Raw genomic sequence first — 18,505 nt, 5'->3', positions numbered from 1 at the left:
TAACTAACTAACTAACTAACTAACTAACTAACTAACTAAAACATATAATAAATACGAAACTTAACAACAGTAAGCATTCCCAGTACCATATTAATAGATTTACAAAATAAAAAGGATTCCTGCTTTTGAGCTGGCAGTAAAGACGAGTAAGATTTAATATCTCGAAACTGCATCCCCATTTGCAATCTGAAATTCTCTAGTATTAAATTGCCTTACCCGTCTTTGGGAAGTATTTATAAAGTAAATCCCCTATCCTGCCTGCCGCAAAAGAGTATTTTTGCGCTTATCAATCCTGCTCTGCCGCTTCAAAAGAAAAAACCGCTTTTAACTGTCTTAACCCTAAAATCCTTTTATTTAGAAGCAAATACCTGTGTCCAATAAGGTGTATCACCGGCACTGCGTGCCACACCCATCTCTTTTACGGTACTATTCATGATATTTTTGCAGTGGCCATAACTGTTGAGCCATCCATCAAAAACTTCTTTTTCAGTTTTCTGTCCTCTCGCTATATTTTCAGCTGCTGCCGACCATTTGTAACCAACTAATGTAACGCGGTCCCCTACAGTTTCATTCTTAAGATTATCATGGCTGAAATAATTATTCAAAGCCATATCTTCGGAATGCTTTTTTGCGGCTAATGTTAGCTTGTCATTCCACTCCAATGGTGATGCCGGCGGCATTTTTGTAATGTTCCCTTCTTTGTCACGGCATTCACATCCTGATGCCCTCACTCCATTTACCAGTTTAAGCATCAATTCATTATTAAGATTAGAAATTTCGCCTATTGCGTTTACTGTACCGGTACGGCTCGTTTTTTCTTCATTTGTAACATCATCTGAATTCTCGCACGAGAAAACTGTAAATGCCAGAACTACTGAAATGAGATAATTGTGTTTGATTTTCATAATTATATGTATTAAATTAAATTTTCATTTTTGTATTTGCAGAAGCAGACCGCCGTCAAAAAACAGCTTTATGGAGATATGATTAAAGCGTCTCATAACCGGATTGTCTTATCAGCAGAAGGGTAAAGTATCAAATTAAAACCATGAACTAATTCCGTTTTTGCTTTTGAAACATCCATAACCATAATATCGGAGATCTTTGAAATTCTTTTAAGAATTTCAGGATTATAACTGCAGACTGTAACTGGTACTTTTTTTCTGTAAATTCGAAGAAAATCAAACAGGTCTTCAGTTGAATAGAGCATAAAAAAGATCATTGCAAAATCATGCGTAAGCTCACTAAAATCATCTTCTTGTGTAAATTTTTTGAAAATTTTCAGTTCATGGTCGTTTCCAAACTGTTTGGTTAAAAATCTTGAAAACCCATGCTGACTGTCATATACTAATATTTTTTTTGCGACATCCATATTCTTTTTTTAATCATTACTTGTTTATAAAGGATTGCACCATTCAAAACTATTACACCTGCATATTATTTGATTCTCTGGCCGCCATCATGGCATCAGCAAACAAATACTGGAGTCTTGCACGGACTTCAGCCTGATAAATAATTTTCGATCTTATACTGTGGGGCTGGACTTTGTTCATAAGAATTTCAATCTGCTCCTTTGTAAGGGTATCCAATATCTTATCAACCTCTATGGATCTGGCAAAGTAGTCTCTAAGCTGGATCTGATACTGGCAGCAGGCAGGGTTGAATTCTGACACTTCTTTTCTATACTCAAGTGATTCACTTGCATTCATATCGTTGCATTATTAAAATTAGTTCATTATTTCAGGCGGGTTTAACGGGCAGAGCTAAGCATACCGTTTCAATATTACCTTTTGTTTTTCTCATGATAGAACTCTTCTGAATGAATGTCATAACATTCTGAATACGCTTGGTTTATTTTACGCGCTCTTTCCTTATTTAATCGCAACACTTCTTTCGAAGCATCAGGATTCTTTTTTGCTTCTTCAATCAGGCCGTCATACTGAGAATTTATTTTATTAATCAGATTGCCGCAGTCGACCGGTTCATTTGAACAGGAGAACAGAAATAGATTGAAAAAGATCAGACAGTAAGTTTTACTCATGTTTTTTTCTGGCAAACGTATTACAAGAAAAACAAAAGTGTACTACAAAAAAATACTCACAAACCTGTGTGCGTATTTGTGAGTATTGAAATTATCGGAGGTAAAAATTATAATTTAGATATCCATACATTGATATCTTCTGAAGAGGAAATATTAAATTTTTTCCTTAAACGGTATTTTTTTGATTCTACAGATCGAACGGTGTCTCCTCCATATCTGGCAATTTCCTTAGTATCAAAATTAAGCCTCATATAACTGCATATGCGCAGATCATTACTTTTTAAGCTGGGAGAAATTTTTAAAAGTTTTTCAGAAAATTTAGGGAAAAGCTCATTGAATCGTATAAGAAATGAAGTGTCATTTGTGATGGCGAGTCTCACTACCTCTTTTAATTTTTCTTCATCTTCAGGATCAAGTCGATCTGAGAATTTGTTGAGTTCATCCATTTTTTGGTCAAGCTGTCGTTTTAGTTCTTCTTTACTAAGTTTTTCCGACTTATAACGTCTGTAGATGAGAAAAGAAGCAGCTGTCAATACTATGGTTATGACGCTTATCAAAAGTATCCACATTTTATATCCTTGCTTGTCTTGTTCATGAAAAGCATGGATATCGTGCCCTATTGTTTCAACGGCCTGCTGGACACCGTTTTTGTAGTTAATATTTAAACTATCCGAAAGCACCTGATAGGCTTTTAAATATTTTTGATGCTTTTCTTTGTCCCCTAATTTCTCATAGGCTGAAGACAGCGCTAAGTAATTTTCTACCAGTAATGGTTTGGCTGCGTTGGAAAGCATCGCAGTTTTAATTGATTGTTCATAATATTTTACGGCCGGCATATACTCTTCTTTCATCAGATGTAAAGCTCCCAATTGTGCAGAAGCGTAAGAGACACCTTCATAATCATTCAATTGCTCAGCGGTACTTAAAGATTTATGCAGATAAAACTGTGCAGAATCTGCCTTTTTTATGTTCACATAATAATGGCCTAATACATTACTGCTGTTAACCAGACTGAGTTTGTCCGCTGTACCTGGTTTTTGAATTAGTAATAATTCCTCATACGCTCTTTTAAAATTCTTAAATGCTTTTTGATTGGTCTCTTTACTTTTTTGATCAGGGTGAATTTCATTGTAGACGGCTCCCCAAGACATAAATACAATTGCTTTGCGACCATGTCTAAGATCATCATTTTTTATTTTTTCAGCAAAAGACAAGGCTGTTGTGAGTTCTTTTTCAGCCTGCTCATTAAAAGACAATTTAACATAGCTCATTGCTTTGATTAATTTTAAATGAGATATCTGCTCAAAATTGTCGGATCCCATCACATCCGGTTCAATTTCTTTGATTATTCTTAAAGACGACTTCACATCACTGTTACTGTTGAGATGCCATGCTGCTTTCAGCAGTCTGCTTTTTAGTATACCCTCTCTATAGTGTATTGTTTTGGCTATGGCATACGCACTGTCTATTTTCTGTACTTCTGCTTTAAAATCTGTCGTTTTTTTTGATTCTTCGCATAAACGGTCTGTCTTTTCTTTAGTCATCTGTGAAACAACTGTAAAAGGAAAAACAACCACAAACAATACATTTAAAAGCAGTTTTATTTTATTTTGGATTAACATAAACATTTAGATTAACTATAAAAATCTGTAAATCAATTCACTGATAAAATACTATACTATAAATATAGTAATTTTCACATTCACTATTTTGATACGGCTCAGATAAAGAAAGGCCATCCAAATACTAGATGACCTTTTGGTATATAAAGCAGTTTTGATATTAGTTTAAATTTTTAGCAAAAAAACCTACTATTGCTTTATAGAGTTCTATTCGGTTATCTTCCCGATCAAATCCATGGCCTTCATCGTACTTTACCATATAAGGCACATCAAAACCTTTCTCCCGCACTGCCTTCACAATTTGATCACTTTCATTTATATGGACTCTTGGGTCATTTGCCCCCTGAATAATGAATAAAGGCTTGTTTAATTTTTCAATATTTAATGCGGGAGAACTCTTTTTCATAATCTCTTTTTCTTCAGGCACTTCCGGATCATACCATTGGTCATAAAACTGTTTCATTAAAGGTTTCCAGTATTTTGGAAAAGAATCCACAAACGTGAAAAAATTACTTACTCCGCAGTATGAAATACCGCATTTGTACATTTCAGGGGATTTGATCAAACTCCCTAAAGCGGCAAGCCCGCCGTAACTCGCACCATATACAGCAATTTTCGTTTCATCTATTTGTCCGGATTCTACTACATAGTACACCCCGTCTTCCAAATCTTCAAGCATCTTTCGTCCAATCTGCTTGCTTCCCGCAAGGTAATGTGTTTTTCCATATCCTCCCGAACCTCTGTAATTAATCTGCAGTGTTGCTATTCCCCTGCTTGCAAATAACTGTACTTCGGGATTAAAGCCCCACACATCTCGCACTCCATAGGGTCCGCCATGCGGATTCACAATTAAAGGTACTTTTCCTGTACTATTATGAGGGATAGTCAAATAACCGTGCAGCGGCAATCCATCTCGTGCGGTGAATTGTATCGGAATCATTTTTGACATCGTATCGGGATTAAGTTTTGGTTTCAGGTCACTAATCAATGTTAATTGATCCTTTTTCACATCGTATACATATTCCCTGCCCGGATTCACATCACTGTAAACATTGATTACCAATTGGTCTTCCTTATCGGTCTGACTAATAATTTCAAAAAAATCATTTCCAATTTTTTTCTTCACCTTACTGTGCAGTTTTTTATATGTACCGCTTATGGGCACTATTGTTCTCTTACTTGCTTCAAAGTAATAGTAATCGAGCTGTCCTTTTCTTTTGGAAGATAATGAAATAGAGCCCAGATCATAAATCTCATTACGGAATAGTTTTTTAATTGTTTTCCCTGCTTTTAAGTCGTAAATAAGTATTTCATCTTTATCATTTTCTAAATTAGAAAGTACATACGCCAGGTCACTATCTTCCTTTACAAAATCAATTATCTCAAATGTATCTTTCCATGAAATTGTTAGTACCTCTTGAAAAGCTGCCGCTGTATTGCTTTTATAATACAGCACATTTTCAATTCCGTTTTTTTGTTTAGCATACGCTTTTAATGTGCCTTTTTTTGTAAAATAAAAATCTGATATTGAATGTTCAAGATCTGTATTTTCAAAAATTAAATCCAGTTTTCCCGTTTTAAAGTTTACTTTATAGGGTTCAAAGACTTCTTTATTTCTGTAATTCATCGTGATGATTACCGTATCTTTTAGTTCTTTAAAATAATAAAGATTTCGAACTTTGATGTTTTCAAATGGTGTTAGGTCAGCATGTCTGCCGTTTTCAATATCGTAAGCATACAGATGATAATTTTCATCTCCTTTATAATCCTGTACATAGAGTATAACTGTACTGGAAACCCAAAGATATTTTGCGATTAAATTTTCTTTCTCTTCAATGGCCGGCGTCACTTTACCTGTCTTATTGTCCTGAAGAACGATACTGGATATTCCATTATCCTGACGCAGTTTATAAGAGAGATACCGGCCATCGGGAGAAATTTGTGCACTGCCTTTATCGGGTTTCATGAAATAATCTTCCACTGAATAAAGGTAATTTCCATTGTCAAATTGAGCCAGTTTTTCCAATTCTTCCCTGCTGGATGGCAGCTGGGTATTTCCCGGCAGATCGGCTGACTGAGCCAGCAGTGTTAATGGCAGCAGCAGTACCATGCTCCATACCCATTGTAAAGTAGTATTTTTCATTTAAATTGTTTTACGTTATTTACTTACTCTCTCTTTTTATTCCTACAATAATAAACTCGCTTCGTCTGTTAATTTTATGCTCCTGCTCTGTGCAGTTCTCGCCATTATCGCAATGGTTAAGAAGTTGTGTTTCGCCAAAACCTTCACTGCTTAATCTATCGGGACTGATACCGTTCTGCACCAAATATTCCACTGTTGCTTTTGCCCTGCTGCCGGATAGTTTTAAATTGAAATCATCATTGCCCCTGCTGTCAGTATAGGAATTAATTTTAATTGAAATATTGGGTCTCTCTTTTAAAAATTCGATTATTTTATCCAGAACAGCTTTAGATGATTTCCTGATCTTCTGTCCGTTGTAATCAAAATAAACCTTCCCCAGATTTAGTTTTTGGCCCAGATCATCACCCAGTTTCACCGTCTGTTTACTGTTTTGGGTTTCGACTTCCATTTCTAGTAAAAAATCAAATGACAGTTCTTTTTTCTCTACTGGTTTTAATGGTGCTGTCCGGTGGGTTTGTCCTGCCATTCCTTCCTTTGAATATTTTAATGTGAAGTGCTTGAAAGGTTCAAGTAGTACTGTATATCTTCCTTGGTTATCGCTATGAAAAACAGCGTATTTTTTATTAGTATCATCGTAGACTTCTATTGTACAGTCTGCTATCGGTTTTCCGTTTTTTTCATTTTTCAACGTACCAAATATCACCGGATGAATAGTGAACCCAAAATCTACAGGCTCATTTTCTATAAAGGCATAAATATCATCACTTCCGCTTCTGTTTGAGGAGAAATATCCCTTTTTATCTGCATTGATTATATACGCAAAATCATCGTCTGCGCTATTGATTTGCGTACCTGCATTTACCACATGGTACCTGCCGTATTGATCCTTAACTGCCGCATGGATATCAAGTCCGCCTAGTCCAGGGTGTCCGTCAGAACTAAAAAACAATACGCCCTGCTCTGACACAAAAGGATACGTTTCTCTGCCGGGAGTATTAATCTCATCACTTAATCTGGTAACATCATTGCCGATAAAGCCTTCAGGTTTACGACTTACCATGTACAGATCGGAATTGCCAAAAGAATTGGAACGGTCCGATACAAAGTAGAGCTCTGTTTCATCAGGACTTAATGCCGGGTGTGCTGATGAAAAACCATCACTATTGATCGGAAAATCTAATTCTTTTATATTGGTCCAGTTTCCATTAACATTTTGTGCGGCATATATTTTCAAATGCGTTGTTCCTTTTTTTCCTGCTTTTTGTTTTCCATTTAAAAAATTGCTTCTCGTGAAATACATCGTTTTCCCATCCTTTGTAATAGCGGCACTGCTCTGATGCATTCTTGTATTTACATCCCCTTTTAACGCTCTGGAGTTCCGAAGTTCGCCAGTGGAAGATATATCAGCCTGATAGAGTTTAAAAAAAGGTTTCTCATTCCAGCTGTCTTTGCGTTTCATAATACAGCCGCTATCTTTTGATGATGTGTAAAGAATCTTTTCTTTACCATAAAAAGCAGTCCCGTACTCCGATGATATCGTATTTAATTCAAGAGGTTTTATGGAATAGCGGCTCTTTCTTTGTTTGATTTTTTCTGCATTCCAGTCTTCGTTGTTATCAGGCCTCCATTCGGCGCCGTAGTACATTTTTATTATTTTCTCCGCTCGCTGGTATTCTCCTAAATGGTTTAAAGACTGTGTATATCTCAAGTAATATTCTGCCGGCATTTTGGGTAGAGAATCATTAAATAGATGCCCATAACAGTCTGCTGCCTCCTTATACCGGGCAATATAATAGTAGGAGTCACCTAAGTTTTTATAAATTTCTTTAGAACTGTATCCCCGGTCCACAAGGTCCTGATAATGCCTGGCAGCTTTTAAAAATGAAAAATTTTTAAAAGCCCTTTCTGCAATTTCCTTTTTTCTATCTTGTGCATAGGTGCTGATTAAAGAAAAAAGCAAGCAGAGAATATAAATTAAAATTTTGTAGAACATATTTATAAGTGTTAAAAGAAACGAGGATTAATCTGTCTGAATTTAGATTTGGAAAGCAAATCAAACCGCATAAAAACTTCATGTGATCCCGAATTGTAACTGCCTATTTTTGTTGTATCAAAATCATAAGCATATCCCACATTTAATCCTTGAGTAATTTGAAAACCTGCTGCAGCGCTTATGGCGGCATCCCATCTGTAAGAAGCCCCAAGAGTTAGTTTTTCACTAAAGAGGAAATTTGCAGAAAGATCTATTGCCAAGGGAGTGCCCGAGACAGCTTTAATCATCGCTGCAGGTTTAAATTTTAAGTTTTTATGTATATCAAATACATACCCTCCCATTAAATAAAAATGCATTTTCTGTGAAACCATTGAAACTTTTACATCATCATAAAATTTTGTTTCTAAAATTTGAGGAACAGACAATCCTGCATACCATTTTGGAGAATGAAAATATATGCCTGCTCCTATATTTGGTGAAACATTTGACAAAACACCATTCAGGTAAGGATCACTGGTCTCAAAAACTTGCAGTTTATTATAATTGACTTCTATAAAATTAAGTGCCGCTGCTGCACCCAATGCCATTTTTAAATCTTCAGTAAGCTGAATTGGATACGAATAATTCAGGGTCAGAGCTGTAGAAACTGACGGCCCAATACGATCATTTGTAAGGGTAAAACCCAATCCCTGCCCCATAGTTCCCATGGGAGAATCAATAGAAAAATTTACAGTTTGAGGAGCTCCCTGCATTCCTATCCATTGTGTCCTGTATAAACTAAGAACACTTAATACTGATCTGGTTCCTGTATAAGCAGGATTGATTGTCATTGTATTATACATATACTGAGTATACTGCGACTGCTGCTGGGCCGAAGCCGTAAATGTGATGAAAAACATCAGAAATATTGTTGTAAAAGAATTCATCTTTATTGTTTCTGCTTTAATTAATATACAGGTAACCAGCCTTTTCTTTTGTTCTGCCTGTATTCTTATAGACAAGAACATAGAAATAAGTTCCTGAAGGGAGTCTTTCTCCCTTATTAAAAGTTGCCCTGCCTTCGGAAAAGCCTCTAAAAAAATTATTATTTAATCCATAACCTGAGGTTTCATATACTTTCACTCCCCAGCGGTTATAAATCTCAAGCATATTATCGGGAAAAACTTCGAGTCCGTCGATCCGCAGATAATCATTAAAGCCGTCCTCATTCGGAGAAAGTGCATTGTATATTATAAGATCATCTGCTGTTTCAGAGAAAACCCTGCCTAAAGTATAGACACCATCTTCTTTTACAGCTGCGACGGCTTTTTTACTATCAGAATCGAGAGCTGTCGGCAGGGCATACCAATTTTTCTCTTTTTCATCCCATCTTACAACTGCCAATGTGGTTCCCTGTTTGTTTTCAATTATGTCGGCAGGAGTTGTACCTTCATTCCAGGTAAGAGTTAAGGCCGTTTCAATGTTTTTTTGACTGCTTTCAAACTCCCAGTATTCGGTGCTGCCTATAATGTGGATTTTAGCTTCTTTTTGGCTGTGGGGAAAAAGCAGATTGGAATTTTTCAATAGATACCTGCATCTAAAAATACCGTTTTGAGAAGCCGCTTCCCCAATGGAACACGGCCTGAAATAACCTCCGTCACCAATAGGAAATTCAAATAAACCGTTCTGATTTCGTTCTGCAAAACCAGAAACGTAACTATCATTACCAGCATGGTCATGCGTTGCATCTTTTTCAAAAATCACGGCTCCCGGATAGCTGCTGTTCTCTACAATACCATTGCTGAAATCAGCATATCCCATAATACTAATATCCGCATTCAATAAAAATGCAGGCCTTGCTTTACTATTGTCAAAGCGAACATTATTAAACCGGCTTATTATTGATCCGGAAATGGTCTGAACACCGGTTGATCCTTTAAAATGCACCATTCCAGTACCTGATCCTGCGCTAAAACCCATCAAGCCGTCATTGCGGTAATCGCTGTACAAAATAAGAGTGCCGTCGTTTAAAACATCACCTCCCGCTGCATTATCAAAGCTCGCGCTGCTGGAAAATATTGTTCCCTGCTTAACTGAAAGCTCACCACTGTTTATGGTCTGAGCATTTACCATAATTGTATTTACAATCGAGAGAAAAAGAAAAATTTTAGTTTTTTTAGTTTTATCCATTTTTATAATAATCAACTCCTTAGAATTTAAAATTCTTTCATTACACTATGCCGGTTCCCTTTGAACTAGGGCGCTGCAGGTCTTTGTCCTTCCTTTATATATTCAAGAACAATATAATAGGTCCCTATATCGTGCGGAGTAGGCATGACCATCCCATTTCCCATTAAGAGTTTATTGGTATGCACATCGTATTTGAATACGGCTGTTGAAATTCCATTAGAATTTTTATTGATTACCCTGGCACTCAAAACACTATTTATTTCATCCGGACCAAATGCATTACTCAAATCAAACACTTCATTGCCTTGTGTCAGATTTTGAACTTCTATTGTTTTCCACAAAACCTTTGTTCCATCGACCCAGCTTCGGCCTGTCGGCTGTTCCGTGAAGCTGTAATTGTCTAAATTGGGGCGTAATGGCATCCAGTTTTCTTTTTCTGGCTCATACACCCAGAAGCCGTCATCGTTATTTAAAATAACAGTTCCAGCTGCAGGGCCCCCTGATTGATTTGATCCGGGTATTTGTGGAACCCCTTTTTTTCCGGGTTGTGACTGAACGATTTGCGGAATATCATCTTTAATTAATAATCTGTTCCATTTGTGGCTGTTCCAATAATAATATCCCGGGCTTAAAGATGAGGTAACGGCGGTATTGTAAACCAGCAGACTTTCTATATTACCATGATCAATAGTTTGTGTGTCCGTTAGACCCAAAAGAGGTATTCTGGGGATTAAAATTCCTTTATATTCTCCTGCCGTGGTAGTTATTTCCAGTTTAGCAGATGGATTTGGAGCGGATGTACCAATTCCTACCTGAGCGGTAACACTGAAATTTCCAATTGCAAAAAGAAAGAAATACAGCACGTTATTAATACCATCCGTGCGTTTGATTTTTAACTTCATCATTATATTTTATATTTAGAATCCTTACAGCAACAAACAGCCTTTACAAACTATGAGTCACTTATTAAATATTTTGGAACGCAAAATAAAGTCAAATAAAAACCTCTGAGAAACAAAACACTACGCACTTCTACGCACATCCAAAAAAGCCGTATCCCGGATAAAATAAGTATAAAAAAGAAAAAAAATGAGTAGAAATGAGCAGCTCTCTGCCTCCAAAATTTGCAATTAAAATACTTTGCTGAAAAAAATACAGAAACCAATTTTAAATTTGATTGTAATAGTAAGATCCCAATTTACCGGCACCCGGCAGTCTTTGCGCATCTAGTGATTTTCAAGTTGTTTCTTTGTATTTTACAACTTAATACTAGTCTAAAAAGCGAATGCAGCTTCGACATCTTAACCTGTATCTCTAAGCTGTAAAAGGAGCTCCCAGGCCATAAAAAATCCCGCGGTTAATAAACAGCGGGATCACAAAAAACATCAATCAAAACGAATCAATAATAAAGCACTTTAGTTGTTTTTAGTTATTTTTGAAGAAATCATCGAATTGCTGATTACCATCAGTGGCGTATTTATTTTTATAATGGCTTCACGGCTTTCAATCTCACAGTCTTTATTTTTAATTACAGCACGGACTCTTAAATCTTTAAGTCTTTTGTCTGCTTTTTGTATTTTTAATTCAAAATCTGAAGCAATAAGATGGTTTTCAAAATCCATCGCATTTATGATTTTCCATAATCCAGTCTGCTTTTCTAAATATTCCCAGACAACAGGTCTTCCGGCTGTTTGGACACTTACAATGTCGTTTTTGCCTGCTAAAACAGCTGCATTTTCGGGTTGTTTTATAAAACCTTTTTCAATTCTGATTTCGGTTTCATTGTAAAGCTGGCAGATTCCATAGGGAATTTTTGCTCTCACTTTTAAACCGTCAATATTTTCTGAAGAATGCGTTATATGAAGATTTGAACCTGATGCCTGCAGGTTCTTAAATGCCGGATCAGGCAGTTCTTTCCATCTTCCCGATTCAAGATATTCCCATTTTACAGAATTAACACTGGCATCAGCTTTTAAAAACGCATTTCCATTATCGCACAGTACCGTCACAGGGTTTAAAACTGATTTGAATTCTGGTTTTATATAATCCTCTGGAAGATCGGCATCTACGGCTAGAGTAATATTATACAATGCAAAAATATCTGCTGTGCTGCCAAAACGAAAAATAGTGTTTTGCTGCAGATTATTAATGTATTTATTATTTTGATTATTAAGATCAAATACTGCAATATCGGTCCCAAAATTATCTTCCCGATTTGGATTTCGTACAGTATTCCCAGTAACTACAGATGAATTAAAAAAGTTATCAAACGAATTCTTATCATGTTTTAAATTTTCAAAATCCCCAGTCTGCTGGTTTTTAATTTGAAAATAGTCCCCTTTCTCGTCTCTGTCACCTTCTACAGCCATCACACCTAATTTAACCTTAACCTCGCCGTTTTTAGCAGCTGTAAATCCGGAGACAGAAACATCTGTATATACGTTTGCTCCCGAAGCAGGTTTAACAAAACCAAAGCCATCATACACAGTGATATCTTTCATTGGAAGTCTGGGATTTTTATATATTATAATCATTCCCCATCCGGCAGACAAGCCGTGTTTTAAAGCGGTTAAATCAGTGCCTCCATTTGTTGCTATATCCCCTACGGTATATAATCCTGTTTTTGATTCTCTAACAAAATTAGTAACATCATAATACGCCGTATATAATCCATCTGAACTTTGATAATCAAAATAGATATCAGAAGCCGTAAGACGTACAGAAGACTTTGGGGTATAAAAACTGACTTCTTTAGGTTTTAAGCCGTCTCCCCCGGAGCGTGCACTATTGTCAGTCTGCACCAATCTGGGAAAAGATGCCCTGGACAAACGCCTAAACCACTCAATAACAGGTTCATTGGTTTGCGGGTCTAATCTTGTGTTGGCGGCCCTTCCACTCCAGTACAAACCGGCATATATAATTTCTGTACATGCTATATCCAAGCCATCGGGCAGTTTAAATTCTGCATAAGAATCATTATAGGCGGTACCTGAAGCCTTAAACAATTCCACTTGTTTATTATTTTGTGAATTATTCTGCGGTACTAAATTGGTATTGCCGATCATTATAAAATCTCCCTGAAGGCGAAAGTTTTTCTTTGCTTTGTATGGATCCCCAGTCAGATTTGAAGTACGAGGCTGAAAAGCTTTTTTAATCACCTGAGCTTGTACAAAACTGCCATTGCAAAAGAGAATATAAATAAAGAGAAACCGAAAAATCAGTTTCAAAAATTGTATTGGCTGAACAGCGTAATATGAAAAATGCATACTGGAATGTAATTTAAAATTTGTCAAAAGGCATTAATTTGCTGGTGCTTATTTCAAAGCAAAAACAATATTCATAAAAGATCCTGCCGTTACTTCTGCATTAGGTTTAACTGAATATTTTAGTATTCCGGTTTCACTTAGTGTTACTGAATCAAAAACAGCAGTATCATACCAGGTTATATAGTAATATAAATCCGTTTCTGCAGCTATTGGAAGCGGAGGCGCATTATTACTGCTTGCAAGCGGCGTATTGAATTGCTTCACATATCGTTTATGCAGATTTAAAGTACCAAAACTTTCTCCTTCAACTTCTTTTACAAACTGATCTTCAGAGAGCGCAATCATAATGGAAGGCATATAGAAGAATTTTGGCATTGCTCCGGAATCCCATTTCGGAAAACCCTCGGAGTCTGTTACCAGTACTTTGTCGGCCGAAGCTTTTGCCAGTTTCTGGATACTCACCGCATTATCTTTTAAATTCAGCTCGACATCTCTTAAAACTGCACCATCTCCAGTACTTACTTCTAAATCAGCAGAAACAATTTTACCCGTTTTCGGCATCTCTTTAAAAGTTGTTTTCACGCCATCTTCGGCGGTATAAGTCAGACTGCCGTCATGGTTATTAATCAAAGTGGTTATCGTTTCATTAGCTTTCAAATTTATTCTTTGAGACCTATTTTCCGCATCTGTAAATGATAGATCAAAGGTATTGGGATCATACAAAATAGCTGAACCGGTTAAGACCCATTTAGCTCCATCGTTATAATAAATACCCGGCAGAACATCATTGGTCTTTGAGGTATTGTACACCATCATACCAGCGGTATGTTTTTCAAAAGGCAAAGTGCTGTTGGTATTCACTAAAGCAACCCTTACATGAAGCAGCCCTTTATTTTCACTGGATAATTCTAATACAGCCTCTTTATTGAGCCGCTCATTTTCATTTAGAGCTTTGTCCGAAATTCTCTGCTGGCTGTAAACTGGTTTTAAGCCCGTAAAGAAAACAATAGCAGAAAAAGTGTATAATTTTATTCTTTCCATTCGTATTATTTTAAAAAAAATCCCGATCTGATTCCTCAGAAATTTAAAGTTTAACGACACTGATAGTATATGCCTTACTGGAATAGACATCTTTAACTCCTAAATTGGTTATATCAGGGCCCTGAAATGAAGCACCAGCTTTTGTCCTGTTAAAGACAATCCGGATCAGATCATTTTTTTTTAACAGTGAAACTGTAGGGGGGATTGAAAAAGTAATTCCTTGTCCCCCCCCCACAATCCAGTAAATAGGAAAAACGGGGCGTATCCCAATAAGTGTCTGCCATGTACTGCCATTATTAGTACTTTTTTCGAGCCGCACATTCAAATACACTTCATTTGCAGCTTTGCTGACTCCAATTTGAAAACCTATACTGGCGCTGATCTGATAGGTACCGTCATTTCCAATCTTTAAACTAGTATTATTTGTTGCAATATTGAGATTATTTATAATGATATCACTTTCCAGAAAAGGAATTTCGAATTCTCTGCCTTCATTAAATTGTTTGGCATTATCGGCTGATAATGGGTATACCTCTCTAGTGGTCTCTGCAAAAAAAATAGAACTGCTGACCTGTACTTGGTCTTTAGTAACTACCAAACCTTCTGCATTTATAAAAACCGGCTTTAAATTACTGTCTTTTACAACAGGTGTTTTTCTAATAATAAGATCTCCATTTATATCTAAAACGGCTTTAGGGCTCTCTGTACCAATACCTGTCTGGGAGATGACTAACTGGAAAATCAAAAAACTAGTTAAAACAAAATATTTTTTCATTATACTACATCAAATTTTAAAACATTACAAACTGTGGTTAAGACTAATGAAAGGAGAGTAAGCTCAAAATGATCTATTTCAATCTTCCAAAAACATATTATCTTTTAGAGTAACTTTCTTACTCTCCCTATGTATTACTAGTTGTGAAAACAAACCAAAGAAGACAAAGTGGAATCCATTTAATTTGTTTCCGTAAGGTCTTAACCAAAGTAATACATTACTTTTGCACGATTTTTTTCTCCAAAAGCTCAATTCTTGCTCTGAAATTTGCAGCGTCATTTAGCAGGACTTTAATCTGATTTTCTTTATTTTCCAGCTGTTTCTGCTGTTCAATTATATGCAGGTACAGTTCTTCTATTTTTTCCAGATTTTGAACACTTAATTCTGTTGGATCTATTGAATAACCGCCTTTAACCTTTTCCAGCTTCGTGATAGGCGTAACACCTGGCAGATGTTTGTTTGTCGTAATAAACTCTTCAACCTCTTTTAAGGTTCTGAATTTATAATCCGATTTTATATCTGAATACCCCTGAAAGTAATCCTGAAAAACATAATCTGCATATACCGAAGAAGTGGTTCTGATCTTTCCATTGACCCGTAATGCTTCATCTGCAAAACTGCTTTTTTCATTTGTTCCAATTCCAACCCAAGATCCCATTGTGTAAATTTGATCTGTATTTAATACCGCTTTTTCACTGCCTCCAAACAAGTTCCAAGGCTCTACCTTTAAACTGCTCAGATCTAGTAAATTTGAGTTTACACCATTTACTGCAGTACTTAAATTATTTTGCTGCAATCTATTTTCAATAGTGTTGATTAATGCTGTATCTGCATTTACTCCATTGACTAGAGAAGAAATGATATTTCCATTACTGTGCAGTACATTTGTAGTTGTTGATTTTACAGCCGCATTAACACCTGGGTCACTGAAAATATCAGATGCATTTGCTTTGACATCTTCTATTACATTTATAACCGCATTTGTACCGGCCTCGTTTGTGTAGGTATAATGTCCTGCCCCGTTATTGAGAATGGTGGTTTGGGTTTCATGTGATTTTACGATACTGTCTAAATCAGCACGCTGATCTGCCCCCAAGTTATCTTTATATAAAAACTCTCTGGTTTGCGGATTGTAATTCACAATTCCTGAGGTATTTCTGGCTATATCAGAAAGCAGCTCTCTAACTGCTGGATCAGCCGCAATTGAACCAAAATTGTCTCTCACATCACCTGCTACATGGATGGCCGCCTGGGTGCCTGCTTCGTTTGTATAGGTATAATTTCCGCCCCCGTTATTAATGATAGTGGTTTGGGTTTCATATGATTTTACGATGCTGTCTAAATCTGCACGCTGCTCCGCTCCCGAATTATCTTTATACAAAAACTCTCTGGTTTGCGGATTATAATTCACAATTCCTGAGGTATTTTTAGCTATATCAGAAAGGATATTTCTTACTGCTGGATCACCCGCAATTGAACCAAAATTGTCTCTCACATCACCTGCTACATGGATGATCGCATGGGTGCCTGCTTCGTTTGTATAGGTATAATTTCCACCGCCATTATTGATTATAGTAGTTTGTGTTTCGTGGTTTTTTAGTAAGCGGTCCAAATCAACAGGCTGTAGATTTCCAGCAGGATCTGTATAGGCAAATCTATTTTGTGCCGGATCCCATGTTAAAATATTTGCCGGTATATCCTTATTTGAAATAATTCTCATCCATTTATCTGTAAGCCAATAGTAATACCCCGGAAATACATCGGAAACTGATGCCGTGTTAAAAACCAACAGACTATTCACATTTCCATTTGTAATTGTGGAAGAGTCTGTGGAACTATTTAGCGTTACTTGAGGAATTAAAACTCCTTTATCGGCAGATACAATTTCCAATTGTGCAGAGTTATTTGGTGAAGTAGTACCTATCCCTACCTGAGCGTTTGCAAAATATCCACCTCCCATGAGAAGCAGAATACTTAATACTTTTCTATTCATTATTTTACTTTTAAAATTCTTCTATATTTAGGATAATTAACATATAAATCAGCTATAAGTAATTTGTGGACTGTAATTCATATTTAATTGCCGCAAAGAAAGAATGAGTTACCGGTAAGAATCAAATAAATAGTTACGCAGAAATACGCAGTGATAGAAAAACTCTTTAAAAACAACAGGTTGCTAAAAAAAAAGCAGCACAAAAAAAACAGCTTTAAAAAAACTTGTTCCCTGAATCTGGTTATTTGAGTAAAAATAAGTAGCAAAGGCTTATAGAGACAGGCTCGCTTTAGCCTTAGAACGTTAAGTCGGGTTAGAAAAAAATGGATTGGATGCCTTTAAGCAGCAAAAAAGACGGTGATTTTTAATAATTTATCAACATAGAAGTATACAGCAGAATCGACGAACGGAAGTAAATTCACAGCGTTCCTTCTAATACCTCATACATTTTAAGTGCAGGAGAAGTATATGCAATAGCAATCACAGACCTTCAGGCCGCTAAAGCGTCGACAGCCTGCCCAGCGGATCAAATTACAGGCTGCAGTCCTGAATTTCAGGATATTATTTTTGACCAGCTGCAGGATTTAGTAACTACCTTTGGATCGACAAATTCAGCTAAAACCGAAGCAATGTCTGTTATTTTAAATAAATAAAACGCTGGAATATCTTTAATGAAACAGGATCCTTCAGGTGATTTCAAACCGATAAATACTAAAGATGCTGTGCCGCCTAATGGAACTACAACCTATAATTCTATACCTTGTAATTCATTTAAAAATCTAAAAATGAAAACTATATTTAAAATTTTACTACTTCTGATCGTATTGACCAATTACAGCTCTAAAGCACAGCAGCTTGTCCAAACGCCGGATGATATCAATAAGTTAAAAACAAATGAACAGCAGTTTATTACTAAACCTTTAAAAAAACCTGCTGCAAGAAATAAAACCTGAAATTAAAAGGCTTTTGGCACTGCTGGAAGTCCCTCTTTTTTTACTTTCAAATTTTTAAGTCCGTCAGAAATCAATCAAAAAGCGGCTGGAAGAAAACAGGTAAGCTTTAATGTGTATGTGAAAGAAAACTGCGAATGGAATCCAGAGAAAAGAACAAAAGAAAATGAATTTCGATGGACTTCAGCAGATACAGAAAGGTATGGTAATCTTACCGTTATCAGAATAAAAGTAATTGAACGCTTAGAGCATTAAAAGTACTATTATTAGTAAATCCAAAATAGCATAAAGACTGCCAATCTTATGGATTTACAGGCTTTTGTTTGGAATATCACTAGTTCCCATTTGTAATTGGAAAGACAAATCTATTCAGCATTTTAAAATTTTTCAGTCTAGTACCGTTCAAATACACTCCCCTACTTAAACTATCGTCACCTTCACCGGCCAAAATCAAAATAAAAAGAAGTCTGAGAACTAACTAACTAACTAACTAACTAACTAACTAACTAACT

15 protein-coding genes are annotated in these 18,505 nt (G+C 36.2%); 1 reads left to right on the top strand and 14 read right to left on the bottom strand.

All coding sequences use genetic code 11. The annotated features are described in order from the left end of the window. Nucleotides 1-350: 350 nt before the first annotated feature. The 14 genes from ACTJIW_RS18350 to ACTJIW_RS18285 form a co-directional block, all read right to left on the bottom strand. The gene (locus ACTJIW_RS18350; protein ID WP_440716350.1) at nt 351-905 is read right to left on the bottom strand and encodes a CAP domain-containing protein; all 555 of its coding nucleotides are present in this window, start codon (nt 903-905) and stop codon (nt 351-353) included. 92 nt (nt 906-997) lie between these two features. Beyond that, nucleotides 998-1,372: a hypothetical protein gene (locus ACTJIW_RS18345; protein ID WP_440716349.1), complete on the bottom strand. Its 375-nt coding sequence runs from the start codon at nt 1,370-1,372 to the stop codon at nt 998-1,000. 52 nt (nt 1,373-1,424) lie between these two features. Beyond that, the gene (locus ACTJIW_RS18340; protein WP_440716348.1) at nt 1,425-1,709 is read right to left on the bottom strand and encodes a hypothetical protein; all 285 of its coding nucleotides are present in this window, start codon (nt 1,707-1,709) and stop codon (nt 1,425-1,427) included. Nucleotides 1,710-1,783: 74 nt separating this feature from the next. Continuing rightward, nucleotides 1,784-2,041 carry a hypothetical protein gene (locus ACTJIW_RS18335; RefSeq protein ID WP_440716347.1) on the bottom strand — a complete coding sequence of 86 codons (258 nt, stop codon included), beginning with the start codon at nt 2,039-2,041 and terminating at the stop codon, nt 1,784-1,786. A gap of 107 nt (nt 2,042-2,148) precedes the next feature. Then, nucleotides 2,149-3,663: a hypothetical protein gene (locus ACTJIW_RS18330; RefSeq protein WP_440716346.1), complete on the bottom strand. Its 1,515-nt coding sequence runs from the start codon at nt 3,661-3,663 to the stop codon at nt 2,149-2,151. A 160-nt stretch (nt 3,664-3,823) separates the two neighbouring features. Continuing rightward, nucleotides 3,824-5,806 carry an alpha/beta hydrolase family protein gene (locus tag ACTJIW_RS18325; protein WP_440716345.1) on the bottom strand — a complete coding sequence of 661 codons (1,983 nt, stop codon included), beginning with the start codon at nt 5,804-5,806 and terminating at the stop codon, nt 3,824-3,826. A 19-nt stretch (nt 5,807-5,825) separates the two neighbouring features. Further along, nucleotides 5,826-7,799: an OmpA family protein gene (locus ACTJIW_RS18320; RefSeq protein ID WP_440716344.1), complete on the bottom strand. Its 1,974-nt coding sequence runs from the start codon at nt 7,797-7,799 to the stop codon at nt 5,826-5,828. Nucleotides 7,800-7,810: 11 nt separating this feature from the next. Continuing rightward, nucleotides 7,811-8,725, bottom strand: coding sequence for a PorP/SprF family type IX secretion system membrane protein (locus ACTJIW_RS18315; protein ID WP_440716343.1), 915 nt, complete (start codon nt 8,723-8,725; stop codon nt 7,811-7,813). Between the two features lie 16 nt (nt 8,726-8,741). Beyond that, complete coding sequence (locus tag ACTJIW_RS18310; protein WP_440716342.1) at nt 8,742-9,968, bottom strand: gliding motility-associated C-terminal domain-containing protein; 1,227 nt, start codon at nt 9,966-9,968, stop codon at nt 8,742-8,744. A 65-nt stretch (nt 9,969-10,033) separates the two neighbouring features. Further along, complete coding sequence (locus ACTJIW_RS18305) at nt 10,034-10,873, bottom strand: hypothetical protein (protein WP_440716341.1); 840 nt, start codon at nt 10,871-10,873, stop codon at nt 10,034-10,036. Between the two features lie 510 nt (nt 10,874-11,383). Further along, nucleotides 11,384-13,234 (bottom strand): hypothetical protein, encoded by a 1,851-nt coding sequence (locus tag ACTJIW_RS18300; protein ID WP_440716340.1) that lies wholly within the window; start codon nt 13,232-13,234, stop codon nt 11,384-11,386. Nucleotides 13,235-13,282: 48 nt separating this feature from the next. After that, nucleotides 13,283-14,275 (bottom strand): hypothetical protein, encoded by a 993-nt coding sequence (locus tag ACTJIW_RS18295; protein ID WP_440716339.1) that lies wholly within the window; start codon nt 14,273-14,275, stop codon nt 13,283-13,285. A gap of 43 nt (nt 14,276-14,318) precedes the next feature. Then, entirely contained in the window at nt 14,319-15,050 is a 732-nt protein-coding gene (locus ACTJIW_RS18290) for a hypothetical protein (RefSeq protein WP_440716338.1), read from the bottom strand. A 217-nt stretch (nt 15,051-15,267) separates the two neighbouring features. After that, a complete protein-coding gene (locus ACTJIW_RS18285) occupies nt 15,268-17,043 on the bottom strand; it encodes a hypothetical protein (protein ID WP_440716337.1) in 1,776 nt (591 codons plus the stop codon). A 671-nt stretch (nt 17,044-17,714) separates the two neighbouring features. Here ACTJIW_RS18285 and ACTJIW_RS18280 point away from each other — a divergent pair. Beyond that, nucleotides 17,715-17,996, top strand: coding sequence for a hypothetical protein (locus ACTJIW_RS18280; RefSeq protein WP_440716336.1), 282 nt, complete (start codon nt 17,715-17,717; stop codon nt 17,994-17,996). The last annotated feature ends 509 nt before the right edge of the window (nt 17,997-18,505 follow it).

It is taken from the genome of Flavobacterium sp. 22659 (genome assembly GCF_052044235.1).
GTDB classification, from domain to species: Bacteria; Bacteroidota; Bacteroidia; order Flavobacteriales; family Flavobacteriaceae; genus Flavobacterium; species Flavobacterium johnsoniae.
This window is presented reverse-complemented; position numbering and strand designations above follow the sequence as displayed.